General features: G+C 66.5%; 26 protein-coding genes. 2 read left to right on the plus strand and 24 right to left on the minus strand.

Going from position 1 to position 24,471, the window contains the following annotated elements; genetic code table 11:
- Positions 1 to 30: 30 nt before the first annotated feature.
- On the minus strand, positions 31 to 1,146 hold the full coding sequence (gene rlmN, locus ACOQFL_RS07010; protein ID WP_435543265.1) for a dual-specificity RNA methyltransferase RlmN: 1,116 nt from the start codon (positions 1,144 to 1,146) through the stop codon (positions 31 to 33).
- Positions 1,147 to 1,351: 205 nt separating this feature from the next.
- On the opposite strand from rlmN, the gene ACOQFL_RS07015 reads away from it, so the two are divergent.
- Positions 1,352 to 2,038: a metal-dependent transcriptional regulator gene (locus tag ACOQFL_RS07015; protein WP_435543266.1), complete on the plus strand. Its 687-nt coding sequence runs from the start codon at positions 1,352 to 1,354 to the stop codon at positions 2,036 to 2,038.
- Between the two features lie 100 nt (positions 2,039 to 2,138).
- On the opposite strand, the gene ACOQFL_RS07020 is transcribed toward ACOQFL_RS07015, so the two are convergent.
- From ACOQFL_RS07020 to rpsB, 7 genes are all read right to left on the minus strand, one after another.
- Positions 2,139 to 2,621 (minus strand): hypothetical protein, encoded by a 483-nt coding sequence (locus ACOQFL_RS07020; RefSeq protein WP_435543267.1) that lies wholly within the window; start codon positions 2,619 to 2,621, stop codon positions 2,139 to 2,141.
- A gap of 327 nt (positions 2,622 to 2,948) precedes the next feature.
- Positions 2,949 to 3,638 carry a class I SAM-dependent methyltransferase gene (locus ACOQFL_RS07025; protein ID WP_435543378.1) on the minus strand — a complete coding sequence of 230 codons (690 nt, stop codon included), beginning with the start codon at positions 3,636 to 3,638 and terminating at the stop codon, positions 2,949 to 2,951.
- Positions 3,639 to 3,710: 72 nt separating this feature from the next.
- Positions 3,711 to 4,556, minus strand: coding sequence for a phosphatidate cytidylyltransferase (locus tag ACOQFL_RS07030; protein ID WP_435543379.1), 846 nt, complete (start codon positions 4,554 to 4,556; stop codon positions 3,711 to 3,713).
- A gap of 40 nt (positions 4,557 to 4,596) precedes the next feature.
- Complete coding sequence (gene frr, locus ACOQFL_RS07035) at positions 4,597 to 5,154, minus strand: ribosome recycling factor (RefSeq protein WP_435543268.1); 558 nt, start codon at positions 5,152 to 5,154, stop codon at positions 4,597 to 4,599.
- 120 nt (positions 5,155 to 5,274) lie between these two features.
- Positions 5,275 to 6,120: a UMP kinase gene (gene pyrH / locus ACOQFL_RS07040; protein WP_435543269.1), complete on the minus strand. Its 846-nt coding sequence runs from the start codon at positions 6,118 to 6,120 to the stop codon at positions 5,275 to 5,277.
- A gap of 181 nt (positions 6,121 to 6,301) precedes the next feature.
- Positions 6,302 to 7,117, minus strand: coding sequence for a translation elongation factor Ts (gene tsf / locus ACOQFL_RS07045; RefSeq protein ID WP_435543270.1), 816 nt, complete (start codon positions 7,115 to 7,117; stop codon positions 6,302 to 6,304).
- 85 nt (positions 7,118 to 7,202) lie between these two features.
- Positions 7,203 to 8,039, minus strand: coding sequence for a 30S ribosomal protein S2 (gene rpsB / locus ACOQFL_RS07050; protein ID WP_435543271.1), 837 nt, complete (start codon positions 8,037 to 8,039; stop codon positions 7,203 to 7,205).
- Between the two features lie 521 nt (positions 8,040 to 8,560).
- Here rpsB and ACOQFL_RS07055 point away from each other — a divergent pair.
- Positions 8,561 to 9,205, plus strand: a complete 645-nt coding sequence (locus tag ACOQFL_RS07055) for a M23 family metallopeptidase (protein ID WP_435543272.1) — start codon at positions 8,561 to 8,563, stop codon at positions 9,203 to 9,205.
- An 85-nt stretch (positions 9,206 to 9,290) separates the two neighbouring features.
- On the opposite strand, the gene ACOQFL_RS07060 is transcribed toward ACOQFL_RS07055, so the two are convergent.
- From ACOQFL_RS07060 to ffh, 16 genes are all read right to left on the minus strand, one after another.
- Positions 9,291 to 10,283, minus strand: coding sequence for a FliA/WhiG family RNA polymerase sigma factor (locus tag ACOQFL_RS07060; protein ID WP_435543273.1), 993 nt, complete (start codon positions 10,281 to 10,283; stop codon positions 9,291 to 9,293).
- Positions 10,258 to 11,238 (minus strand): tyrosine recombinase XerC, encoded by a 981-nt coding sequence (locus ACOQFL_RS07065; RefSeq protein ID WP_435543274.1) that lies wholly within the window; start codon positions 11,236 to 11,238, stop codon positions 10,258 to 10,260. Before ACOQFL_RS07065 ends, ACOQFL_RS07060 begins: the two co-directional genes overlap by 26 nt.
- A gap of 69 nt (positions 11,239 to 11,307) precedes the next feature.
- Positions 11,308 to 12,459, minus strand: a complete 1,152-nt coding sequence (gene dprA / locus ACOQFL_RS07070) for a DNA-processing protein DprA (RefSeq protein WP_435543275.1) — start codon at positions 12,457 to 12,459, stop codon at positions 11,308 to 11,310.
- Positions 12,456 to 13,979: a YifB family Mg chelatase-like AAA ATPase gene (locus tag ACOQFL_RS07075; RefSeq protein WP_435543276.1), complete on the minus strand. Its 1,524-nt coding sequence runs from the start codon at positions 13,977 to 13,979 to the stop codon at positions 12,456 to 12,458. The genes dprA and ACOQFL_RS07075 overlap by 4 nt, the downstream gene beginning before the upstream one ends.
- Position 13,980: 1 nt before the next feature.
- Positions 13,981 to 14,382, minus strand: a complete 402-nt coding sequence (locus ACOQFL_RS07080) for a YraN family protein (RefSeq protein ID WP_435543277.1) — start codon at positions 14,380 to 14,382, stop codon at positions 13,981 to 13,983.
- A gap of 330 nt (positions 14,383 to 14,712) precedes the next feature.
- Positions 14,713 to 15,036: a DUF2469 domain-containing protein gene (locus ACOQFL_RS07085; protein WP_043572207.1), complete on the minus strand. Its 324-nt coding sequence runs from the start codon at positions 15,034 to 15,036 to the stop codon at positions 14,713 to 14,715.
- A 21-nt stretch (positions 15,037 to 15,057) separates the two neighbouring features.
- Positions 15,058 to 15,840 carry a ribonuclease HII gene (locus ACOQFL_RS07090; RefSeq protein WP_435543278.1) on the minus strand — a complete coding sequence of 261 codons (783 nt, stop codon included), beginning with the start codon at positions 15,838 to 15,840 and terminating at the stop codon, positions 15,058 to 15,060.
- Positions 15,841 to 15,842: 2 nt separating this feature from the next.
- Positions 15,843 to 16,793: a signal peptidase I gene (gene lepB, locus ACOQFL_RS07095; protein WP_435543279.1), complete on the minus strand. Its 951-nt coding sequence runs from the start codon at positions 16,791 to 16,793 to the stop codon at positions 15,843 to 15,845.
- Positions 16,794 to 17,193: 400 nt separating this feature from the next.
- A complete protein-coding gene (gene rplS / locus ACOQFL_RS07100) occupies positions 17,194 to 17,553 on the minus strand; it encodes a 50S ribosomal protein L19 (protein WP_043572209.1) in 360 nt (119 codons plus the stop codon).
- 713 nt (positions 17,554 to 18,266) lie between these two features.
- The gene (gene trmD, locus ACOQFL_RS07105; RefSeq protein ID WP_435543280.1) at positions 18,267 to 19,037 is read right to left on the minus strand and encodes a tRNA (guanosine(37)-N1)-methyltransferase TrmD; all 771 of its coding nucleotides are present in this window, start codon (positions 19,035 to 19,037) and stop codon (positions 18,267 to 18,269) included.
- Between the two features lie 139 nt (positions 19,038 to 19,176).
- Complete coding sequence (rimM, locus tag ACOQFL_RS07110) at positions 19,177 to 19,719, minus strand: ribosome maturation factor RimM (protein ID WP_435543281.1); 543 nt, start codon at positions 19,717 to 19,719, stop codon at positions 19,177 to 19,179.
- A gap of 10 nt (positions 19,720 to 19,729) precedes the next feature.
- Positions 19,730 to 19,969, minus strand: a complete 240-nt coding sequence (locus ACOQFL_RS07115; protein WP_435543282.1) for an RNA-binding protein — start codon at positions 19,967 to 19,969, stop codon at positions 19,730 to 19,732.
- Positions 19,966 to 20,421: a 30S ribosomal protein S16 gene (gene rpsP / locus ACOQFL_RS07120; protein ID WP_092632071.1), complete on the minus strand. Its 456-nt coding sequence runs from the start codon at positions 20,419 to 20,421 to the stop codon at positions 19,966 to 19,968. Before rpsP ends, ACOQFL_RS07115 begins: the two co-directional genes overlap by 4 nt.
- Before the next feature lie 234 nt (positions 20,422 to 20,655).
- Complete coding sequence (locus ACOQFL_RS07125; RefSeq protein WP_435543283.1) at positions 20,656 to 21,447, minus strand: CPBP family intramembrane glutamic endopeptidase; 792 nt, start codon at positions 21,445 to 21,447, stop codon at positions 20,656 to 20,658.
- Positions 21,448 to 21,600: 153 nt separating this feature from the next.
- Positions 21,601 to 22,674, minus strand: a complete 1,074-nt coding sequence (locus tag ACOQFL_RS07130; RefSeq protein WP_435543284.1) for a metal-dependent hydrolase family protein — start codon at positions 22,672 to 22,674, stop codon at positions 21,601 to 21,603.
- Between the two features lie 174 nt (positions 22,675 to 22,848).
- Entirely contained in the window at positions 22,849 to 24,390 is a 1,542-nt protein-coding gene (gene ffh, locus ACOQFL_RS07135; protein ID WP_435543285.1) for a signal recognition particle protein, read from the minus strand.
- Positions 24,391 to 24,471 lie beyond the last annotated feature (81 nt).

Here is a 24,471-nt window from a genome sequence, read left to right on the forward strand (position 1 = left end):
CGTCCCGACAGCCCGACCGGAAAACTTCGATCAGGAGTTCTCGGCGGCCAGCTGCCCACACGCGGCGGCGATCTCCTGGCCGCGCGTGTCGCGCACCGTGCAGGAGACCCCCGCCTCGCGCACGCGCCGCACGAACTCCCGCTCCACCGGTTTCGGGCTCGCGTCCCACTTGCTTCCTGGCGTGGGATTCAGCGGGATGACGTTGACGTGGGCGAACCTCCCCAGATGCTCGTGCAGCAGTTTGCCGAGCAGATCTGCCCGCCAGGGCTGGTCGTTCATCTCACGGATCAACGCGTACTCCACCGAGACGCGCCTGCCGGTGTGCTCGGCGTAACCCCGTGCCGCCTGCAGCACTTCCTCGACCTTCCAGCGGTTGTTGACCGGAACCAGTGTGTCCCGCAACTCGTCGTCGGGGGCGTGCAGCGAAACGGCGAGCGTGACCTGGAGCCCTTCCTCCGTCATTCGTCGAATGGCGGGCGCGAGTCCAACCGTGGAGATGGTCACCGAGCGCTGGGACAGCCCCAGTCCGTCCGGGGACGGGTCACAGATGCGGTGCACCGCGTCGATGACCCTCCGATAGTTCGCCAGCGGCTCCCCCATGCCCATGAAAACGACGTTGGAGAGCCTGCCCGCCCCACCGGGCAGTTCACCGTCCCGCATCATGGCGGCGGCCTGGCGAACCTGTTCGACTATCTCCGCGGTCGACAGGTTGCGCTGCAGACCTCCCTGCCCGGTGGCGCAGAACGGGCAGGCCATGCCACAGCCCGCCTGGCTGGAGATGCAGACGGTGGCCCGTTCCGGATAGCGCATCAGAACGCTTTCCAGGGTGGTCCCGTCGTGAGCCCGCCACAGCGTCTTGCGGGTCTCCCCCTCGTCCGTATCGAGATTGTTCACGGCGGTCAGCAGCGTGGGCAGCAGCTCGTTCGCCAGCACCTGCCTGCTGGCGGCCGGGACATCACTCATCGACCACACATCGGCCGTGAGCCTGCCGAAGTAGTGCTGTGCGAGTTGCCGTGCGCGGAACGGCTTCTCACCCAGGTCGGAGACGGCGGCACGACGCTGTTCCGCGGACAGATCGGCGAGATGCCGGGGAGGCATCCCCCGCTTGGGGGCGTCGAAGACGAGAGGTAGGGACTGCGAGGTCATAGCACCAGTAGTATCCCACGAGGACGAGCGGACGAACGCGGCGGTCACCCGCCACGTCGGGCGGGCCACTCCGGACGGGCCCGCCCGAACCGGACGCGGCAGGGTTCGGTTACTCGGCGAACGCGCCCGAACACGCGAAGTCGCACGCGGTCCCCACTTCGCGGGGTGCGGACGAGGTTTTCGAGCGTCGTCCTATCGTGAAGCCATGACTGGCATGGTTGAGCGCCACTCAGCCTCCGTGGAGGACTACGTACGGACGATCTACGGGCTGGGCGAACGCGGCGCGGCGGTCACGAACACCACGCTGACCGCTCGTCTCGGGCTGAGTCCCTCATCGGTGTCAGGGATGATCAACAAGCTGGCGCAACTCGGCCTGGTCACCCACGAGCGGTACCGGAGCGTCGAACTCACCGCCGAAGGGCGCAGACTCGCCTGCGACGTGCTGCGCAGGCACCGGCTCCTGGAGTTGTTCCTGGTGGAGATTCTCGGCTACACTTGGGACGAGGTACACGACGAGGCGGACTCACTGGAGCACGCCGTCTCGGACGAACTCGTGGAGCACATAGCGGCCAAGCTCGAACACCCCACCCATGATCCCCACGGCGATCCGATCCCGAGTGCGGACGGAGTGGTGGAAAAACCCACGACCAGACTGCTGGAGCACCTGGAACCGGGCACCGTCGGCGCGATCGCGCGGGTGTGGGACACCGACTCGGAACTGTTGCGTTACCTCACCGATCACGGTTTGACGCTGGGCAATCGGATCGAGGTCGTGGAGCGCAAGCCGTTCGGCGGACCACTGGTGGTACGAGTGGGCGACTCCGAAACGGCCGAGACGCACTTCCTCGGCTCCGAGATAGCCCAGACACTGTCCATCACGGTCCAGAAGTGAGTTCTTTCGCATCGAAGTGGTAGTAGTCCTACCGCGTAGCGGTAATGGCCGGTAGTACCTGGACTTCCTCGCCTCGGAGCTTCCTCATCCCGGGAATTCCTCACCCCGGGTCGTCGGAGGCCGAACGGCCCCGAGGCCGAGGACTCCCTCCGGAATGTTGGCTGCCGCCGGGCCCGTGGCCGCAGCCGGAATCGTGCTCGGCATCCCGACAGCTCTCACCGAGCAACGTGGCACGCTCGGCGGCGACAGTCCGCGTGCCGGAACACCACGGCGAGTCCACCGCGGCGAAACCCTCCCCGCCGCGCTCGGCATCGTAGGCGCCCAGCACGGCGAGTACCAGGTCGAACCTGTTGTCGGTGAGCCGGACCACCACCCATCCGAAACCGAACAACCCCGCGAACACGAATCCCGCCACCCATTCGATCGGAGAATGCTGCGCCAATAACAGCACGGCCACGCACAACGCCAGCCCGGAGGCGAAGGCGACGATCCGCGCCACGGTGACCGTGTTCCGCAGTGATCGGTACATCGGGCAGTTCCTATCCAGCTCCCGCACCGCGTCGGCACGCTCGCCGGGCTCCATTCGTGCGACTCGATCCAATCCCGTAACGAGCGTTTCGACCGGTCCCCCAGCCATAGCTATCGCACTCCCGCCAACCAACCGGAATTTTCCGAAGCGACAGCCCCCCGACTTCGTTCGAACACAGTCGATCATGAAAAAGCGGCAATGACAAGGCGCCGTTCGGGTTACTCGCCGGCCGGGAATCGGCCCGTTCGAAATCGGCGCTCCGAATCCGACAACGGTGTGCGACCACGGAAAACGAAACCGGCCGAGGCGCCACGGCCACACGAAAACGCACGAAAACCGGCTGTTCAGTCGATCGGCACGACACCGAACGGAGAAAACCGATCACTCTACGCGTCGAATTCGAATCCGGTAGTTCACCGGGAGAACGGTACCGGGAACCGATTCCACTGCCCGGCGGGCCACGGGCGGGGAGAACTCGATCCGCAGTACGGCTTCCAGGCTCTTCCGGTCGTCGAATTCCCAGCGGGTCTCGACGTCGAAACTGTCGAACCCGCGGGAGGCGAAGAAACGTTCGATCCGCTCGGGATCGAAACCGGTAAGGTCGGCACGCATCCAGTCGCCGTACGGTGCGCTACGCCCGTCCAGGTCGACGACCACCAGCGCACCGCCGGACCGCAGCACACGCCGCGCCTCGTCGATACCTGCCTCGCATCCCGGACCGAAGAAATAGGCGGTGCGAGCGTGCACCAGATCCACGGAGCCCGCACGCAACGGCAAGCGGTGGGCAGCCGCACGAACCACCCGGACCGAATCCCGGCACCGCGAACGCGCGACCCTGCGCCGGGCACGGCGGACCAGTGGGCGGTACGGCTCGACTCCCAGCACGCTGCGCGCCCGTTTCGCGAAAACCGGCAGATGAAACCCGGCACCACAGCCGACGTCCACCACGTCGAGCCCCCGCCAGTCGTGGCGGCGGCGCAGCTCCGCCCATACGGCACCGGTGACGTCCTGCGCGGCGTTTTCCACCTCGTAGACGTCCGGCCAGTTCCACACGTTGGGGCTCGGACGAATCTCGGCGTCACCGAAGCCCACCGCACGAGCGGCCGCGAGTTCGACCGAAAGTCCAGCCAACATCGCCTTCGGTCAGCTCGGAAGCAACCAGAACAGCGTGCTCCAGGCGACCACCGCCGAGGGCAGCAACGAATCCATCCGGTCCATCAAACCACCGTGACCGGGCAACAGGGTCCCCATATCCTTGATGTCGAGATCCCGTTTGATCAGCGATTCCATCAGATCGCCGATGGTGGAACTGCACACCACGGCCAGACCGAACAGCGCCCCCACCCACCAGGCTCCGTCCAGCAGCAGGCCCACGGAGAGCACTCCTCCGAGCACTCCGGAGACCAGCGAGCCGATGAATCCCTCCCACGACTTGTTGGGACTCACCCGGGGGGCCATCGGATGTCGCCCGAGCAGGACTCCGGAAGCGTAACCACCGGTGTCGGACGCGACAACACCGATCATGAAACACAGCCCGCGGAAACCACCGTCGGGAGGAATCACCAGCATGGCACCGAACGCGGCGAAAACGAAGACGTAGGCGGTGGTGAACACCGACGCCGTGACGTCACGCAGGTACCCGTCGACCCCCAGTCGAACCCGCCAGGCCAGACACGCCAGCGTCGTGATGGCGAAGGCGACCAGAACGCCGGGCAAGCCGTACGGCCAGGACAACCAGATGATCGCCTGCCCACCCAGTAGGACGGGGAACAGCGCCAGTCGAACACCGGCCCCACGCCGCAGTGCTCCCGCCAGTTCCAGGGCGGAAAGTGCCGCCGCCACGGCGACGATACCGATGAACAGGTGGCGATAAGTCAGCAGAGCGGCGACGATTCCCGCGCCGAGCAACAGCCCGACCGCCAACGCGGCGGGCAGGTTTCGTCCGGCGCGGGAAGGGCGTGCGGCGTCGCCCGGCACGTCGACCGACATTCCGGACTCACCTTCGCGCTGGTCAGTGGTTACCACGTCCTCAGACCTCGAGCAGTTCGTTTTCCTTGTGCTTGACCAGCTCGTCGATCTGGGAAACGTAGCGATGGGTGATGTTTTCCAATTCCTTCTCACCGCGCGTGCCCTCGTCTTCACCGACCTCACCGTCCTTGACGGTTCGATCGATCTCCTCCTTGGCCTTACGACGCAGATTCCGCACGGTGATACGAGCGTCCTCGCCCTTCTGCTTGGCGAGCTTGGCCATCTCCTTACGCCGTTCCTCGGTCATCTCGGGGATCTGGATGCGAATGACGTTGCCGTCATTGCTGGGATTTACCCCGAGATTGGAATCCCGGACAGCGCGTTCCATAGCACCGAGCTGACTGGCATCGTACGGCTTGATGACCACGAGCTTCGCCTCGGGCACGTTGATGCTCGCCAACTGATTCAACGGAGTCGGCGAACCGTAGTAGTTGACGACGATGCCGGAAAACATCGCCGGATTGGCACGGCCGGTCCGAACGGTGGACAGATCCTCCTTGGCCACCGTCACCGCCTTCTGCATCTTCTCCTCGGCTTCGAGAAGAGTCTCGTCAATCACGGCTGCTCCTTCGGTACGGGGCCGGCAGGCTCCGACGGGTTTGTCGACACTGGTTGGCGCTCCGGCGGGTGTGATCCCACCGGAGCCCGAACAGGATCCCAGTACGAGCTCCGGGGAGTGCTAACCGGGGGTACTGACCAGCGTCCCGATTTTCGCACCGCTGGCGGCACGGGCTATGTTGCCTTCCACCAGGAGATTGAAGACGAGAATCCGCATGTGATTGTCCATGCACAGGCTGAAAGCCGTCGCGTCGGCGACCTTCAGCCCCCGTTCCAGAACCTCGCGGTGGGTGATGCTCTCGAAGAGCTCCGCACCCGGTGTGGTCTTGGGATCGGCCGAGTAGACACCGTCCACCCCCTTGGCCATCAACACCACCTCGGCACCGATCTCCAGAGCCCGCTGGGCGGCGGCCGTGTCGGTGGAGAAGTACGGCATACCGGTTCCGGCACCGAAAATGACGACGCGCCCCTTCTCCAGGTGCCGACTGGCACGACGCGGAATGTAGGGTTCGGCGACCTGCCCCATGCTGATGGCGGTCATCACCCGGGTGTCGATACCGTGTTCACGCTCCAGGAAGTCCTGCAGCGCCAGGCAGTTCATCGCGGTGCCCAACATCGCCATGTAGTCCCCACGGGCACGTTCCATGCCGCGTTGCTGGAGCTCCGCACCGCGGAAGAAGTTTCCGCCCCCGATGACGACCGCGACCTCGACCCCGTTGGAGACCACCTCGGCCAGCTGCCGCGCGACCGTACCCACGACGTCGGGATCGACCCCCACACTGCCGCCGCCGAACATCTCGCCACCCAGCTTGAGCAGTACTCGTCGGTAACCGGCCCCACCGACATGGCCAACGGGTACGCCGTCGTCACTCACTCGTTCCTCCTGAGAAAACGCCCCGCCCTCGGGCTGCGAAGGCGGGGCGCGGACATCGATTCCTGGAGTCGTCCGGAAACGACGAGGACACATACGGGCGCCGACTCACGTGCGGGATTCACATCCCGCACGCTCGTGGTTCCGTTCCACGGTCACTCCGGAACAGCTCCCGCGCGGAGCGCTCCGCCGGACACGGAACACTCCGGTAAACATCCTGGCCGTCGGAATCGCGGGGCGCACGACAAGCACGATTCCACGACCGGCGACGCGAAGCTCAGGACTGACCGACTTCGAACCTCGCGAAACGGGTGATGCTGACTCCGGCCTCGTCCAGCAGCTCCTTGACGGAACGCTTGTTGTCCTGCACGGAGGGCTGGTCCAGCAGCACGTTGTCCTTGTAGAACCCGTTGAGCCTGCCCTCGATGATCTTGGGCATGGCCTTTTCCGGCTTGCCCTCGGAACGGGCGGTCTCCTCGGCGATCCTGCGCTCGTTCTCGACGATGTCCTCGGGCACGTCCTCCCGGGAGAGGTACTGCGGCTTCAACGCCGCGATCTGCATCGCGGCACCCCGGGCAGCCTCCTCGTCGGAACCGGTGTACTCGACCTGGACACCCACTGCGGGCGGCAGTCCCGCCGCGCGACGGTGCAGGTAGGTGGCCACCTGGCCGTCGAAGGCGCTGATCCTGCGCAGTTCCAGTTTCTCGCCGATCTTGGCGGACAGGTCGTGAATGGTCGTGCCGACGGTGCTGTCGCCCAGCTTGGCCTCGCTGACCGTCTCGACGTCGGCGGAGCCGGCCTCCTTGGCCGCGGCCACGATCTTGTCGGCCAGTTCCACGAACTCGTCGTTCTTGGCGACGAAGTCCGTCTCGCTGTTGAACTCGATCAGGACGCCGTTCCCGCCTGCGACCAGGCCTTCCGCGGTGGAGCGCTCGGCCCGCTTGCCCACGTCCTTGGCGCCCTTGATGCGCAGGTTCTCGATCGCCTTGTCGAAGTCGCCCTCGGTCTCCTCGAGCGCCTTCTTGCAATCCATCATGCCGGAGCCGGTGACGTCACGGAGACGCTTCACATCGGCCGCACTGTAGTTCGCCATCGTGCGTTGTCCGTCCTCGTCGGAATGTGTACGCGGTGGGGAAATCGAAGTGACGGGGGGGGGGGGGCCCCCCCCCCCCCGTTCGTCAGGACTGCGCCGGCTGCTGGCCCGCCTCGGAGTTCGCGGCGGCCTCGGACTCAGCGGAGCCGGTCAGCAGTTCCTTCTCCCACTCCGCGAGCGGCTCCTCGGAAGCTGCCTGCTGGTTCTCGTTGGTCTCGGCACTCTCGCCGCGGCCACTCCGGGCCATCAGGCCCTCCGCGACACCGTCCGCGACCACGCGGGTCAGCATGGCCGCCGAGCGGATCGCGTCGTCGTTACCGGGGATGGGGTAGTCCACCTCGTCCGGATCACAGTTCGTGTCGAGGATGGCGACGATCGGGATCCCCAGCTTGCGGGCCTCACCGACCGCGATGTGCTCCTTCTTGGTGTCCACGATCCAGATCGCGCTCGGGACCTTGGACATGTCACGGATACCGCCGAGCGTGCGCTCCAGCTTCTCCTTCTCGCGGGTCAGCATCAAGATCTCTTTCTTGGTGCGCCCCTCGAAACCACCGGTCTGCTCCATCGTCTCCAGCTCCTTGAGACGCTGCAGCCTACGGTGCACGGTCTGGAAGTTGGTGAGCATACCGCCCAACCAGCGCTGGTTGACGAACGGCATGTTGACGCGCTGCGCCTGTTCGGCGATGGCTTCCTGCGCCTGCTTCTTCGTCCCGACGAACAGAATGGTGCCGCCGTGGGCGACGGTCTGCTTGACGAAGTCGTAAGCCCCGTCGATGTAGGACAGGGTCTTCTGCAGATCGATGATGTAGATGCCGTTGCGCTCGGTGAAGATGTAGCGCTTCATCTTCGGGTTCCAGCGGCGGGTCTGGTGCCCGAAATGCACACCGCTGTCGAGCAACTGCTTCATGGTGACGACGGCCATGGCCTGCTTCGCACCTCACGTGTCGGGCGCGCCGTTCGACGGCGCGCGATTTCGGTTGCCGTGATGAGCCGGGTGACCCATCACCCTGGTACGCGCGGAGCCGTCGCCCGGACACTCTCGGTGAGACCGGGACCGTGGACGCCTCCTCGTGACCACCCCACCTTCGCCCCGCACCGGACCGTGTTTCCGCCACCGGAGGCGGAAACCCTCTCGTATCGGTTGCCGTCCTCGGGCAACCCACACGGGCGGCTCTCGTCGGGACCGATCCGTGAGGGGTCGTCGGAACGAAGAACCTCGACCGATCCGAGAGACGGACTCCCAGTACGAAATCCGGAGGTGATGCGATCGATACGCGCGTACGCGAAGTCGAACTCGTCGGAGGACGAGTCGCGGGAACAAGTGTACGCCACAACAGGTGGCAACCACATCGCGGTGGCGATTTTCCACAGCTCCCCGATCGGTCCACCCGACGGGAACTCGGGCCTGGCCGGTGAGCGCAAGACTCCGGCAGTGTGCTCCGCATGCGTGGTTGGGTAGTAGCTCTGGTACTGGCCCTGGGAACCGGCCCCGTCACCGCGTCGAGCAGCCCCGGGACCCCCGGGGAGAGTTCAGGCGCACCAACGGAGAACCCCGGCACGAACACGCCCGACCTCCGGCTGCGGGAGCCGTTGCGCGACTCGGTGAAAGTGGTTCGGAATTTCCGGAGACCCCCGAACCGCTACGGCCCCGGCCACCGGGGAGTGGATCTGCGGGCGTCTTCCGGCGAGGTGGTTCTCGCGGCGGCCTCCGGCACGGTCGAATACGCCGGGTTCGTGGTGGACAGGCACGTGATCGCCATCGGGCACGGCAACGGCCTGAGCACCACCTACGAACCGGTACTCCCCGAAGTCACCGCCGGGCAGCCGGTCGAGCGAGGCGAGATCATCGGCAGCGTGAGCGGAGGCCACTCCGAATGCGCCGCGAAGACACCCCACACGTGCCTGCACTGGGGACTCCGCGAGCACGACACCTATCTCGACCCGCTGCTCCGGCTCGCCACCGGCGATGTTCGACTACTGCCGTGGACCGCTCCCCAACGGGGTCACCGAGCCGTCGACGGCGCCCCACCGAGCACGGCTCTTGCCGCGCCGCGCTCCGGGGAGGGCGTCGGAGACGGGGTGCGGTAGCCACCCGCTGTCTCCCATACCGCCGCGAGAGCATGCCGGGATTCAACCTTCGAGTGATTCGTCGCCCCGGGGCGGGGAATCGCGGTCAGTTTCCCGGCTCGGTCAGTTTCCCCCGCAGACGCAACACAGCCCTGGTGTGCAGCTGACACACCCTGGACTCGGTGACGCCGAGCACCTTTCCGATCTCGGCGAGGGTGAGATTCTCGAAATAGTACAGCGTCACAACGATGCGGTCCCGTTCGCTCAACCGCTCCACCGCCTCGGCCAGCTGGCGTCTGCTGTCCCGATCGACGAGGGTGTTGACCGGATCCTCGGCACGGTCGTCCGGCAGCGTTTCGGCCAGCGAAGCGGTGCCCCGCCCCACTCCGATGAGATCGTCGAGCGCCGCCACGCTGGTCATCTGCAGCTGCGCGAACAACTCACGCAGCTCCTCGACGGACAGCGAGAGCTCCTCAGCCAGTTCCGAATCGGTTGCCGTGCGCTGCAGTTTGGCCTCCAGTCGCTCCGAGGCGCGCTCGACGTCCCGGGCACGGCTGCGCACCGAACGCGGAACCCAGTCCTGCGCTCGCAGATCGTCGAGAATCGCGCCGCGGATGCGCTGCATGGCGTAGGTCTCGAACTTCAGTCCTCGTTCGGGTTCGAATTTCTCGATCGCGTCGACGAGTCCGAACACACCGGACTGGATCAGATCGGAGACCTCCACGTGGGCGGGCAGCCCGGTGCCGATCCGGCCGGCCACGTACTTGACCAGCGGCGCGTAGTGCAGCACCAACCGGTCACGAAGCCGCTGCTCCCGGTTCCGGCCAAATGCCTGCCACAGTGCGACTATTCCTGCCTCCACCTCTTCACCCTCACCGTCCTCGGCGTGGCTGGCGGTGGAGTTGGCTTCGACCCGCGGCCACCACTCCTTCCGAAGCATCGAGTCGAATCGAGAGGTACCTTCGCCGCGCTGTCCGTTGCCGTGCCGGGGGTGCTGCTCCGTCTCCTCCGCCTCGTCGGCGGGACGGATGCCTGATCGCGCGATTGCCGCTCGGGCCGCGCCCCCGGCATCGTCAGGAACGGGGGTGGGTTCGCTCATGGATCGCCTTCAACCGTTCGACGGTCACGTGAGTGTAGAGCTGCGTTGTCGAAAGCGTAGCGTGACCGAGCAACTCCTGTACGCTACGCAGGTCCGCGCCTCCTTCCAGAAGATGCGTCGCAGCGGAATGACGCAGACCGTGCGGACTCAGCCGACCGGCGTCGCGGACGGTGCTGACGGCGTCGTGGACGATACGTCGCACGCTGCGCGGATTGAGCCGACCACCGCGAACACCGAGCAGCAGGGCGTTTCCCGAGGCGGCCCCGGACAGCTCGGGGCGCCCGATCTCCAACCACCGGGCCAGGGCACGTGCGGCCGGAGTGCCGAACGGAACCGCCCGCTGCCGGTCGGCCTTGCCGATCACACGCAGCATGCGGTGTTCGTGATCGATGTGTTCCAGGTCGAGTCCGCAAAGTTCGGAGACCCGCACCCCGGTCGCGTAGAGCAGTTCGAGTACCGCGTGATCACGTAACGCCACGGGGTCCTCCTGCTCGGCCCCGGCAGCGGCCGCACGCAGCGCCGAGTCCGCCTGATCCTCGCGAAGGACGGACGGCAACCTGCGTCGGCCGCCCGGAACGGACAACCGAGGCCCGGGGTCCTCCGCCAACAGCTCTCGGCGATGCGCCCAAGCGGTAAAAGCCCGGACGGCCGCCGCACGGCGAGCGAGCGTGGTTCTACTGGCGCCTCGTTCGTGCTCAGCGCTCAGCCAGGCACGAAGCGAGTCGATACCGAGGTCGTGCAGCCTCGGGTCCTTTCCCGTGCACTCGGACACGAAGTGCGCCAGTAACGACACGACATCGGTGACGTAGGCACGCACGGTGTGGCGGGACAGCCCTCTCTCCCAGGCCAGGTAGCGCTCGAAACGATCGATTGCCGTAGCCGGTTCAGTGGGAAGACCTCGACGAGTCGCGAGCAGGTCCGGCCTGGTCGACTGCTGGGAAGATTTCTGATTCATGCCGAGTGACGTCGCTGGGTGCATTCGCCGGAATCAAGTAGCACGACGCCACGATACGCGCTCGACATCTCACTGCTCGCAACGTGTCCATCCTCGATCGTCACAGCGGACGAATCCGGAAATCTCCAACGCACTCAGGCAGGTGACCACCGCCTTCCGCGTTATCCCCGTGTCGTGTGCGAGTTGTTCGACGGTACGACGGCGGGTCGTCGAGAGTGAATCGTGGACACGTTTGGAAAGCTCGTCGAGTTCGTCCGTGGGACGCGGGGTGGGTTCACGTACCGGCGCCGGGGCGGTACCGATACCCGAAACGACCTCGAGCACCTCCGCGGCGCCGGTCACCAGTAGGGCTTTCCCGGAACGGATCAGCTCGTGGCAACCGGACGAATTGGCCGAAGTGATCGGCCCTGGCACAGCCATCACCGGTAGCCCCAGGGTGTCGGTGGTGGCCGCGGTGTTCCCCGCGCCACTTCGGAGTCCCGCCTCCACCACCACTGTCCCGTCGGTCGCGGCCGCGATCAGTCGGTTGCGAATCAGAAACCGGTGTTTCCTCGGTGGGGTGCCGGGTGGATACTCGCTGCACACCAGCCCGTTCTCGGCGATACGCGCGATGAGCCTGGCGTGCCCCGCCGGGTAGTCGAGCTCCGGGCCGCAGGCCAGAATCGCCGCCGTGGCTCCACCGGCGGCGAGCGCACCACGGTGCGCGGCACCGTCGATTCCGTAGGCGGCCCCCGAGACCACCGTCGCTCCGGAACGAGCCAGTTCGTGGCCCAGTTCCGCCGCGCAGGACTCGCCGTAACCCGTCGCGGCACGGGCGCCGACCACCGCGACCGCGTTGCGCAACACGACTTCCGGCGAGACGGTCCCACGGCACCAGAGTGCCATCGGAGCGGCCAACCCGGACAGTCCGACCTCGGTTGCCCCCTCCAGGAAAGCGGTCCGAGCACCGGGCCATTCCCGGTTTTCGGGAGTGACCAGCCGAATTCCGGACCGGTGGGCGCGCTCCAGCAGTTCGGCACCACACACGTGCTCACGGCGAGCAGCGGTCTCGTTGATCACCGCGCCGGGGACGTCGCCCGCTCGAATCCGTTCAGCGGCGATTTCGGCACCGTGCACCGCGGCGAAACCGTGGGACGCCGGAGCCGGTGGTTCGGCGACGGCGGAAAGATACGCCCAGGCACACAGTCGCTCGTGGCTTACGGCTCCCCCCGAGGCGTTCATGCGGTGGCCCTGTCACGAAACTGCAGCGCAGCGGCCACGTGGTCCGCGTCGGGGCGTTCCGCCCCGTCAAGATCACTCAGCGTCCAGGCGACGCGCAGACACCGATCGGCTCCCCGGGCCGTCAACGCACCCGTGTCGAGTCCTTTGTCCAACAGTCTCGTGGCCCTGTCCGGCAGCGGGAACTCACGTCGCAACACGGGGCCGGGAACTTCGGAGTTCGAACGCCAACCCTGCCTCTCCCACCGCAGCAGAGCGGCCCGGTGGGCCCGGGACACCCGCTCACGCACCGCCGAGGAGGGTTCGGGGGGTTCGGCGTCGGGCAGTTCCATCGTGGACATCGGACGCATCCGCACACGCAGGTCGATACGGTCCAACAACGGCCCGGAAAGCCTACCGAAGTACTTTCGTCGAGCATGCGGTGTGCACTGGCAGTCGATATCCCTGGCGGGTGCGCAGGGACAGGGATTGGTGGCCATGACCAGCTGGAATCGGGCCGGGTAACGCAGCGTGCCATCACTCCTGGCCAATCGGATCTCTCCTTCTTCGAGAGCGGTCCGCATGGATTCCAGCCGTTTCGTCCCCCATTCGCAGGCCTCGTCCAGGAACAGCACTCCGTGGTGGGCGCGACTGACGGCACCCGGTCTGGCGAGCCCGGTTCCCCCGCCTATCAGGCCAGGAACGGATATCGAGTGGTGCGGAGCCACGAACGGCGGGGTACGCAGCAGAGTCGCGTTCTCGGACAGTTCACCCGCGACGGAGTGCACCGCCGTGGTCTCCAGGGCCTGCGGTACCGACAGTTCCGGAAGCAGGCCGGACAGTCTCCCCGCCAGCATCGTCTTGCCCGTCCCTGGCGGGCCGACCATCAGGAGATGATGGCCACCCGCCGCCGCTATCTCCAGGGCCCATCGCGCCTCCGGTTGCCCGAGGACGTCGACCAGATCCGACGTTGGGGTCGACCGCGGCACGACCTCGTCCGCCTGATCCGGAGCGGACCACAGCTCTCCGGTGCCTCGTGTCCAGTCGATCACCTCCCGCAGGGTCTCGGCACCGAGGATCTCGATCCGCTCGACGAGAGCTGCTTCCCGCATCCCTTCCAACGGCACGACCGCACGGCGCATACCGCCCGCGACGGCTGCCAACAGTCCGGGCACGAGTCCGCGTACCGGACGAATACGTCCGTCCAGCGCCAGCTCCCCGAAGAAGACAGTTCCGTCGAGTCTGCCCGGGGGTACGCGCTCGGCCCCGGCGAGCACCGCCATGGCCAGAGCGGTGTCGAACGAGGTTCCGGTCTTCGGCATCGCGGCCGGTGACAACGCCAGGGTGATGCAGGACTGCGGCCAGTGCTCCCCGGAGTTCCTGATCGCGGCACGAACCCGGTTCTTCGATTCCTGCAGCGCCGCGTCCGGCAACCCCAGCAGCTGCACACTGGGGATACCCCCACTGCGGACGTCGGACTCGATCTCGACCAGCACACCGTCCACACCGAACAACGCCACCGCCCAGGTGGTGTGCAGCGCCAACTCAGCACACCTCCTCGTGGTGCTCGATGCGAACCGGCGAGTCGGGTGGCCACAACACGGACAGCACGTCGAACCGCACCGGACAGTTGCGGACGTCGTGGGCCCGGAGCCAGGCGGCGGCGACCTCTCGCAGTTTGCGTACCTTGTGCGGACTCACCGCCTCGACCGGGGAACCGTAATCGATCCCGGATCGCGTCTTGACCTCGCAGACGATCACGCGCCGACCGTCGGTGCAGACGATGTCGAGTTCCCCCTGCGAGCAGCTCCAGTTACGGGAGAGCACCACCAGTCCCCGTTGCCGGAGATACTCCGCAGCCAGTTGCTCGCCCGCTCTTCCCAGCGCGTGTCTCCTGCCGTGCGTGTCGTCGTCCGAGACTGCTCCGATTATGGGTTTCGATCTCATGGGCGCCTCCGGGATCGGTTGGATCGAACACTTCCAACCTGCACGGAGCGCCACACGCCCACCAAACTCGAATCGTTCGGTTGTGTAGCACCGCGGGAGATGTGGACAACCGCGTGCCCGTGGCTCACCGGTTCGTGGCGGAGTTCGCTCCCGTGGCCGGTGCCGGTACGGGAGCCGGCCCCCGGCCGCGTCCGCGAGACAACGAGACCGCGGTGGACGCCGAAGCCGGGGGAAACGAGGCGCGGGTACCAACGCGGAGTCCCGGCCACCTCGCGGGACATCCGACTCGCACCCCGGAGGCTCGCCCATGGGGGCGAGCACGCGAACCGGTCAGCCGAACGGCGTCCCGCTCTCGGGGAGACGGAGTTCCGGCTTGTCGAGCTCCTCGACGTTGACGTCCTTGAACGTGATCACACGAACGTTCTTGACGAACCGAGCCGGGCGGTACATGTCCCAGACCCAGGCATCCGACATGACCACCTCGAAATACACCTCGGTATCCGAGTTGCGCACCTGAACGTCCACCCCGTTGGCCAGGTAGAAACGCCGTTCGGTCTCCACCACGTAGGTGAACTGACCAACGATGTCGCGGTACTCCTTGTAGAGTTGCAGCTCCATCTCGGTCTCGTACTTCTCGAGATCCTCGGCGCTCATGGCTGTGCGAGCCCTTTCCTGTCACTGATCGGTCCACGGATGCCCAATGGCGGCACTCCCATTGTCCATCACAGCTTGATCAAAAGCATCGAACAATCCGGATTCACTACTGTTGCCTCGTGGCGAACGCACACCGTGAGTGGCCGCGGACTCCACCACGTTCGAGTAGCTCCAGCGATGCTCCGTGGTGGGACCGTGTAACCGGAGAGCAGCGGTGTGTCGCGCTGTCGAATACCCTTTGTGCACGTCGAAACCGTATCCCGGGCACGAGTCGTGCAGCTCGTTCATCATGCGGTCCCGGCTGACCTTCGCGAGCACGGAAGCCGCTGCCACGCAACCGGCCGCCCGGTCACCCTTGCGCACGGCCACGCTGGGAGTCGCCAACCCCTCCACCCGGAAACCATCGGTAAGCACGTAACCGGGATGAACCCCGAGACCGGCGACCGCACGGCGCATTCCCTCCAGGTTGGCGACGTGCACCCCCATGGCATCGATCTCGGCGGGCTCGACCGAAACCACACAGTATCCGACCGCCGAGGCACGGACGACCTCGTACCAGCGATCACGCGCACGGGCGGTGAGCAGCTTCGAGTCGGTCAACCCGTCGAACCGACGGCCCGAGCCCGCAGGCAGCACACAGGCGGCTACCACCAACGGCCCGGCACAAGCGCCGCGCCCCGCCTCGTCGACACCGGCCACGGGGCCGAGCCCACGACGCTCCAGTGCGTTCTGCAGTGCCCAGCTACCGGAGTCCCTGCGCACGATGGTGCGCGGCAACCCCAGCTCAGCGGATTTGTTCCGCAAGCTCAGCGTCGCTCCCACGTACGCGAGCGTGCGGCAACCAGCGAACCGCGGCGAGTCGACCACACGGCCGGCACGACCACCAGGTACCGCAGTCCTTCCCAGCCGGGGGCTTCGGCCCCCGGGCCCCCGCCAGCCCCGAGTGCCACTGCCTGAGGGTTCGATTCCTCGATACCCTGCCAACGTCCCGGCGGCAGCAGAATCACCTGCGCCTTGCCGACCACGTTGTCGAGCGGAACGGCACCGGCACGACCACCACCACCCTGGTACCTGGAGTCCAGCGAGTTGTTCCGGTTGTCCCCCATGACCCAGAGATGATCATCCGGCACGGTCACCGGCCCGAACTCCTCCTGCTGCTGCGGAGTTCCGGGAGCCCAGTAGATGTAGGGCTCGTCGAGCGGCTCGCCGTCCACCAGAACCCGGTTCTGCTCGTCACAGCACTCCACGGTCTGCCCGCCGGTGGCGATCACGCGCTTGACGAAGTCCTTCTCGGCCGGCTCGACCAGGTGAAGCAGCGAACCGACGCGGTGGAAGAAACCGACCACTGGATTGGCGGGTTCGGAGACACCGCCCTCGTCGGCCATCCAACTCTTCGGTCCGCTGAACACGACCACGTCACCCGGCTGGGGATCGCTGAAGCGGTAGGTGATCTTGTCGACGAGGATGCGGTCGTTGCTGCAACCGTCACAGCCGTGCAGCGTCTGCTCCATCGAGCGCGAAGGGATCAGGAAGACCCGCGCGACGAACAGCTGCAACAGCACGGTCAGCACCAGCGCGGTGCTTATCAGGACGAACAGTTCCCACCAGAAGGAGCCCTTCCGGGACTTTCCGGACCGCTTCGAGGCGTTTCGCGCCGAGGAGCGCGTCTCGTCCGCCTGCTCGGCGGCTGCCTGCTCGTCCGAGGAGCCCTCGGGGGGGTCCTCGTCGGGTCCTTGGGAACGCATGACGTCGGCCACGCGGCCAGGCTACTGGATACACGAGGCCCGTTTCCCGCGACCCCGCGCCGTAACACGGGTAACAGTTGCCGGATTCGTCACGGTTGCGGTGCGCTTTTACCGATCTGTCACGATCATCCCGCCCGATTTTCGAACCGGGGGACCCACGATCGGGCAAGACGTCGCGGAACCGTTCGCGTCGGTTTCACCTGATCGAAGGAAACCAACCCGATCCCAATCACTGCTTCCGAAGACGCGTGAACCAACCCACACTCCGTACGGGCCTCGAAGGAGTAGGGCGAGGTACTCGAAGCCTTCCGGAAGCGGGACGACAAAATGCACGGCCCCGAGCTTCGGGACCGTGCATCGTCGATGGCGTTCCGCACCGGTGGTCGATAGGTGCCACCGGTGCGGGAGCGCGTCAGGAGGAGGACTTGGCCAGCTTCTTCTCCTTGACGCGCGCAGCCTTGCCGACCCGGTTACGCAGGTAGTACAGCTTCGCCCGCCGGACGTCGCCACGCGTGGCGACCTCGATCTTGGCGATGTTGGGGCTGTGCACCGGGAAGGTCCGCTCCACGCCGACACCGAAGGAGACCTTGCGAACGGTGAAGGTCTCCCGGATGCCACCGCCCTGCCGGCGGATGACCACACCCTGGAAGACCTGGACACGCTCGCGCGAACCCTCGATGACGCGGACGTGGACCTTCAGCGTGTCGCCGGGCCGGAAGTCTGGGATGTCGGAACGCATCGACTGGGCGTCCAGCGCGTCCAGCTTGTTCATCGGTGGTCCGTCCTCATCCGTGTCGTTGAACGTTCACTCACGACAGTGAAATCTGTTCGGGCGAGCCGCGACTCGCGTCACGGCGACCGATCCGCCTCTCGGCCCGAACGGGCCGCGCGGATTCCCCTGTGACCTACCCGACAACACCGCGCGGGCCTCGGGTGGTCACCGAGTCGTTTTCCGTCACCTCGTACCACGAGGAAGACGTCTGCCGGAGCAGAAAAGCGATCACCGGTGGTACTGCCACCGCACCGGTCGCATTGTTTCACCGGGCAGCTTATCAGCCGGTTTCGTCGACCTCGAACGAGCCCCGGAACCACCGCCCACAAGGGCGTCGAAACGCCCTCCACAAGCAGTCGACCCCGGTGATCGACCGTTCAGAAAGTGTGTGGAAACGTGCACTTTCTGAGCCCCCGTATTACTACGCGGCCTTGGCCGCACCCGGGGGTGCGGTCTTCCCGTGGCAATACCCCATGCCGGCGGAGCTGGTCTTACCGAGGTTTCCAGCGGGCTTGTTTACCGTCCCGGCGCAACTCTCCGTGGACGCCGCCGTAGCGGACGATCAGGACCTCGGGGCGGCTTGGCTTTCACCACCCCGAACTCCTTCACCACGGAAAGTATCACACTGTGTGACACAAAGTTACACAGCAGCGGGAACAGCTAACAACCCCCGCAGTCGAACAGGACGATCGAACCGGACGGTCCCGTCCCGGCTACTCCTCACCGGACGAGGCGCGCTCCCGTCGCAGCCGCTCCAACAGCGCCCGGTCGTGCTCGTCCAGTTCCTCCGGAGGAAGCGTGGCGAGCAACTCGGGGCGCCTGCGCAACGTACGCTCCAACCCCTGCTGTCTACGCCAACGCCGCACCGCCGCGTGGTCGCCGGAGCGCAGCACATCGGGCACGGAGAGCCCCCGCCAGGTTTCCGGGCGTGTGTAGCTCGGCCCCTCCAGCAGTCCGTCCGAGAACGAGTCCTGCTCCGCGGAGGCCGGGTTGCCGAGCACCCCGGGCAACAACCGCACCACGGCCTCGATCATGGTCAACGCGGCCACCTCACCACCGACGAGGACGTAGTCGCCGATGGAGACCTCCTCGACGGGCATCCTGCGGACGGCGTCGTCGATGACTCGCTGGTCGATTCCTTCGTAACGGCCACAGGCGAAGATCAGGCGCTCCTCGCCCGCCCAGCGCCGGGCAGTGTGCTGGGCGAACGGCACCCCGGCGGGTGTGGGGACTACCAGGCGGGGGGTTTCGGGTGTCTCGGCAACCACGCTGTCGAGCGCCTCACCCCACACGTCCGGTTTCATCACCATGCCGGGGCCGCCGCCGTAAGGGCTGTCATCGACCGAGCGGTGGACATCGTGGGTCCAGTCACGCAGATCGTGCACCCCAACGGAGATCCTGCCCCGCTCTATCGCCTTTCCCAGCAGGGCCTCCCGTACCGGAGTCAGATAATCGGGAAAGATCGTCAACACGTCGATCCGCAACACAGCTCCCTTCCGGGTGGGGCCGCCGACCCGGCGAACCACACGTCCACGAGCCGAGGCCGCCGCGCGGAACGCGCCGGGCTCGGGGCGAACACCTCGAACGGACGCTCGCCGGTGAAAACGAGGGTTCGTGATCGGCTCAGGAGAGTTCCAGCAGCCCCTCTGGGGGGTCGATGGTGACGGTGCCGTGGTCGGTGTTCACATCGACGACGATGTCGGCGACGAACGGCACCAGGGCCTCCCGGCCGTCCGGGAGCGACAACCGCAACAACTCCCCCGCCGGGCCGTGCAGCACACCGAGCAGAGTGCCCAGCTCGGCACCGTCCGGACCGACCGCCCGCAGCCCTTCCAGCTCGTGGTCGTGGAACTCGTCCGGATCCTCGAGTTGTTCCAGTTCGTCCGGCCGAACGCCGAGCAGCACACCACGAAGACGCTCGGCGTCCTCACGCGTGGTCACTTCGACGGCTCTGACCAGCAGCCGTCCGGCGTGCCACCGGACGGCCGCCAGTTCGAGCGACTCGGGACGCGTTCCCCGGGACTTCCACAGCACCCCGAGTACGGCGCCCGCGACGAAACGTCGTTCCGGACTGTCCGTGCGGATCTCCACTACCAACTCGCCCTGGACCCCGTGAGGTTTGACCACACGGCCGACCACGCGTGGAGCCGCCTGTTGCTCGGTCATCATCGGGTTCTCAGCGATCGGTATCGACCACGTCGACCCTAATGCCACGGCCGCCCACGCCGGAAACGACGGTGCGCAACGCTGTGGCTGTCCGACCACCCCGGCCTATTACCTTGCCGAGGTCGTCGGGATTGACATGAACCTCGAGAGTGTGACCACGACGAGTGGTCAACGACTCGACACGCACCTCGTCGGGATTGTCCACGATCCCTCGGACGAGGTGCTCCAACGCGTCGGCGAGGACAGTCACTCCTGGCCTTCCTCGGCCTGCTCCTTGTTCTCGTCCGCAGCGGCGGAGGACTCGGACTTCTTGCCGCCACCCTTCTTCTTCGGGGTGGTGGCGTCCGCGCCCGGCTCCTCGTCGGCGGCGGCCAGCGCTGCCTCGAAAAGCTCCTGCTTGGGGGTCTTGGCTTCCTTCACCTGCAGCGAGCCCTCGGCTCCGGGAAGCCCCTTGAACTTCTGCCAGTCACCGGTGACCTTGAGCAGGTGCTGCACCCGCTCGGTTGGCTGGGCACCGACGCCGAGCCAGTACTGCGCACGCTCGGAGTTCACCTGGATGTGACTCGGCTGCTGCTTGGGGTGGTACTGGCCGATGGTCTCGATGTCCCTGCCGTCACGGCGAGTCTTCGCGTCGGCCACGACAATACGGTAGTGCGGTTCACGGATCTTGCCCAACCGCATCAACTTGATCTTAACTGCCACGGGTGGTGGTGCTCCTCAAACTCTCGTTCGTGCTCCGGTGAGCATCACTGTGCACCAGCGCGGGACGCGCCGGGATACTCATACTTCGACCAGCCACGAAGCGGTGAGAGAGCCCGCTCGTGGCGAACAGCTCCCTATTGTGCCAGACCCGTTTTCGGGCAGGAGCCCACGGTCTCCGGCTCAGGCGCACCCCCGTAGGCGGAAGGCCCGAAGGACGGATCCCCGATCGGTCTCTCAGGCAGGCAACATGCCCAGCGACATGAGCAACAGCCCCAGCGCGGGCAGGAAGTTGTTCACCTGGTGTGCCACGACGCTAGCAGTCAACCTTCCGGTAACCAGGCGGGCCAGGCCTATCGGGATCGCTATCACGATCAGCAGCAGGGTACGGGCGGGTTCGAAGTGCCCGATGGCGAATATCGCGGTGGTGAGCAGAAAGACGGTCAGCTGGCTGAACCTGAGCCGCTCCATCGCCCCCCAGAGCAGACCGCGGTAGAGCAGCTCCTCACAGACCGGGGCGATCAGCCACACGTGCAGAAAAATGATCACTGCGAGCACCGGAGGAAGCCGCACGTCATCGAGCAGACTTCCCACGGCCGAGTTGGCCTGCTCCGAACCGACCCAACGGGCCCAGAGCGCCGAGGCGACGGTACTGAGCACCAAGCCGCAGAAACCGATGAGCAGTCCGGTCCGCACATCGGAGCGTCGCCAGCGCAGCCCGAAATCCCGCACCGGACCGTTCCCACGCACCATGGTCGCGACAACGGCCACCAGGCCGGCCAGCACCGTGGGAGCCATCAGCACGAGCACGAACACGGGCCCCATCCAGCCCTGCTCGCCGAAGTCCCCAACCAGGGCCGCGAGCCCCACCGAGACCAGCACGAACACGGCCTCCGCCAGGAAGAAGGCCCCGAAGCCCCATCGCGGGGCCGCCGCCACGGTCGACCTGTCATCCGGACTCGGAGTGGTTCCGCCGGACTGTTCCGGATCCACGTCTCCGCCGGATCCGGATGACTGCGGTGCCGTCACTGGCGCCTCCGTGCGAGCCGGGTGACTTCCGGGGTACGGAACGATCCGTTCCCGTCGGGTCGACAGACTACCGTCGACCTCCGGGGGTCGGCACCTGGATATATCCCCGGGGCAGCACGCGCGGAGCCGCGGCGTGGGAGCCGGAACGGTTCCTCACCGCAGCACACCGCCGCGCAACAGGATCAGCTCCGGGGAGCGCAGCGCCTCCAAATCCGCCCGCGGGTCCGAGGCGTAGCAGACCAGATCGGCCTCGGCCCCGTGCTCCAGTCCCGCGAAGCCGAGCCAGCGACGCGCGGACCAGGTGGCGGCGCCCAGCGCCTGTTCCCGCGACATCCCGACCCGGTGCAACGCGACGATCTCGTCGACGAGCCTGCCGTGCTCGATACCACCACCGGCGTCGGTGCCCGCGTAGACGGGAACTCCGGCCTCGACGGCCTTGCGCACGGTGCGGTCTCCGTCCCGATGGAGTCGATACATGTGGGACGCGTAGTCCGGGTACTTGGTGGCGGCGGCCGCGAACGAGGGGAAGTTCTCGATATTGATCAGCGTGGGAACCAGTGCGATGCCATCACGCGCCATCCGCTCGATCATCGCGTCATCCAGCCCCGTACCGTGCTCGATGCAGTCGATCCCCGCGTCCAACAGCCCGGCCAGGGCCTGTTCCCCGAAGACGTGCGCGGTGACCCGCGCCCCGTGTCGATGCGCGGTCTCGACGGCCTTGTGCAGCGTGTCCGGGCTCCAGAGCGGAGCCAGATCCCCCACCGAGCGGTCTATCCAGTCCCCGACCAGCTTTACCCAACCGTCGCCCTGAACGGCCTGCTTCGCCACCGCTTCCGGAAGCTCTTCCGGGTCGTCGAGCTGCTCGGCGAGATGCGGTATGTATCGCTTCGGCCGCGCCAGGTGTCTACCGGCGCGAATGATCCGGGGAAGATCGGTTCGGGACTGGAGCGGCGTGGTGTCCAACGGAGAGCCGCAGTCCCTGATCAACAGGGTCCCCGCTGCCGCATCGGTCTCGGCCTGGCTCACCGCCTCGTCGAGATCCACCGGCCCCTGCGGTCCGATTCCGACGTGGCAGTGCGCGTCGACGGGACCGGGCAGCACGTACCCACCGTCGAGGATCGTGACGGCGTCCTCGACCGGCTCGGTACTGATCAGACCGTCGCTGATCCACAGATCGCGCGATCTGCCCTCCGGCAGCAGCACGCCACGCAGATGCAGAGCCGTCACGAACGCTCCTCGGTCATCGAACCGCTCCTTGCGGCCAGGGCCGGAACTCTCGGCCACGGACCCGCACACAGCGGGCCCGTGGAGATGCCCCGGGCCGGGCGCTTCCGGTGGTACCGCTTCCCCGGGCGCCCATCGCCCGCTTCGGGACTCCGGGGAGCGACCGCGAGCGCGGGTTTACTTCTTCTTCTTGCCGAAGTCGAGTTTCGACGGGTCGAAGCCGGGGGGGAGCTGATTGAGCCCTCCGGGCAACTGGGACGGATCAGCGCCCTGATCACCACCCGGCATACCGGGAAGACCACCGGGCATCCCGCCGCGTGCCGCCTTGGGCTGCGTCGGCCCCTTGTTCTTGCCCTTCTTGCCCTTCTTGCTCTTGTCCTTCTTGGTGGCCTTACGGCCCCCGCCACCACCGCCGCCGAACTGGCCCGCCATCTGTTGCATCATCTTGCGGGCCTCGAAGAACCTGCTGACCAGGTCGTTGATGTCGCTGACCCGCACGCCGGAACCATTGGCGATGCGCTGCCTGCGGGAGGCGTTGATGATCTTCGGGTCGGCGCGCTCGGCCGGGGTCATGCCACGGATGATGGCCTGCACCCTGTCGAGGTGCGCCTCGTCGAAGTTGGCGAGCTGGTCCTTCATCTGGTTGGCGCCGGGCAGCATGCCGACCAGGTTCTGCAGCGGCCCCATACGCCGGACCGCCTGCATCTGCTCCAGGAAGTCCTCTAGCGTGAGCTCGCCCGTACCGAGCTTCTCGGCCGCCTGCTCGGCACGATCCGCGTCGAAGGCCTGCTCGGCCTGCTCGATCAGCGTGAGCATGTCGCCCATGCCGAGGATGCGACTGGCCATCCGGTCGGGATGGAAGACGTCGAAGTCCTCGATCTTCTCGCCGTTGGAGGCGAACATGATGGGCTCACCGGTGACCTGCCGAACCGACAGTGCGGCACCACCCCGGGCGTCGCCGTCGAGCTTGGTCAGCACCACGCCGTTGAAGCCGACCCCGTCGCGGAACGCCTCGGCGGTGCTCACGGCGTCCTGACCGATCATGGCGTCGACCACGAACAGGATCTCGTTCGGGTTCACCGCGTCGCGGATGTCCGAGGCCTGCTGCATCATCTCCTCGTCGACACCGAGGCGTCCCGCGGTGTCGACGATGACGACGTCGTGCTGGGCACGTTCAGCCTCGGCGACACCGCGACGTGCGACGTCCACGGGGTCGCCGACACCGTTGCCCGGTTCGGGAGCGAAGACCGGCGAACCGGCACGCTCCCCCACCACCTGCAACTGCGTCACGGCGTTGGGGCGCTGCAGATCGCAGGCCACGAGCATCGGGGTGTGGCCCTGCCCGGCGAGCCACTTGGCCAACTTGCCTGCCAACGTGGTCTTACCGGAACCCTGCAACCCCGCGAGCAGGATCACCGTGGGTGGTTTCTTCGCGAGCGTGAGATCCCGCTTCTCGCCACCGAGGATGCCGACCAGCTCCTCGTTGACGATCTTGATCACTTGCTGGGCGGGATTGAGGGCCTGGGACACCTCGGTGCCCTTGGCCCGCTCCTTGACTCCCGAGATGAAGCCGCGCACCACCGGCAGTGCCACGTCGGCTTCCAGCAACGCGATACGGATCTCGCGCGCGGTGGCGTCGATGTCCGCCTCGGACAGGCGCCCTTTGCCGCGCAGGTTCTTCAGGACCGAAGTGAGCCGGTCGGAAAGAGTGTCGAACACGGGGTCACGGGCTCCAGAGTCGTCGATGTTCCTACGCCGAGGGTAACCGCCCACCTACGGTGCCCGAAGGCGGACAGGGCC

Origin of the sequence: Actinopolyspora sabaoui, assembly GCF_051225635.1 — a bacterium.
Taxonomy (GTDB): Bacteria; Actinomycetota; Actinomycetes; order Mycobacteriales; family Pseudonocardiaceae; genus Actinopolyspora.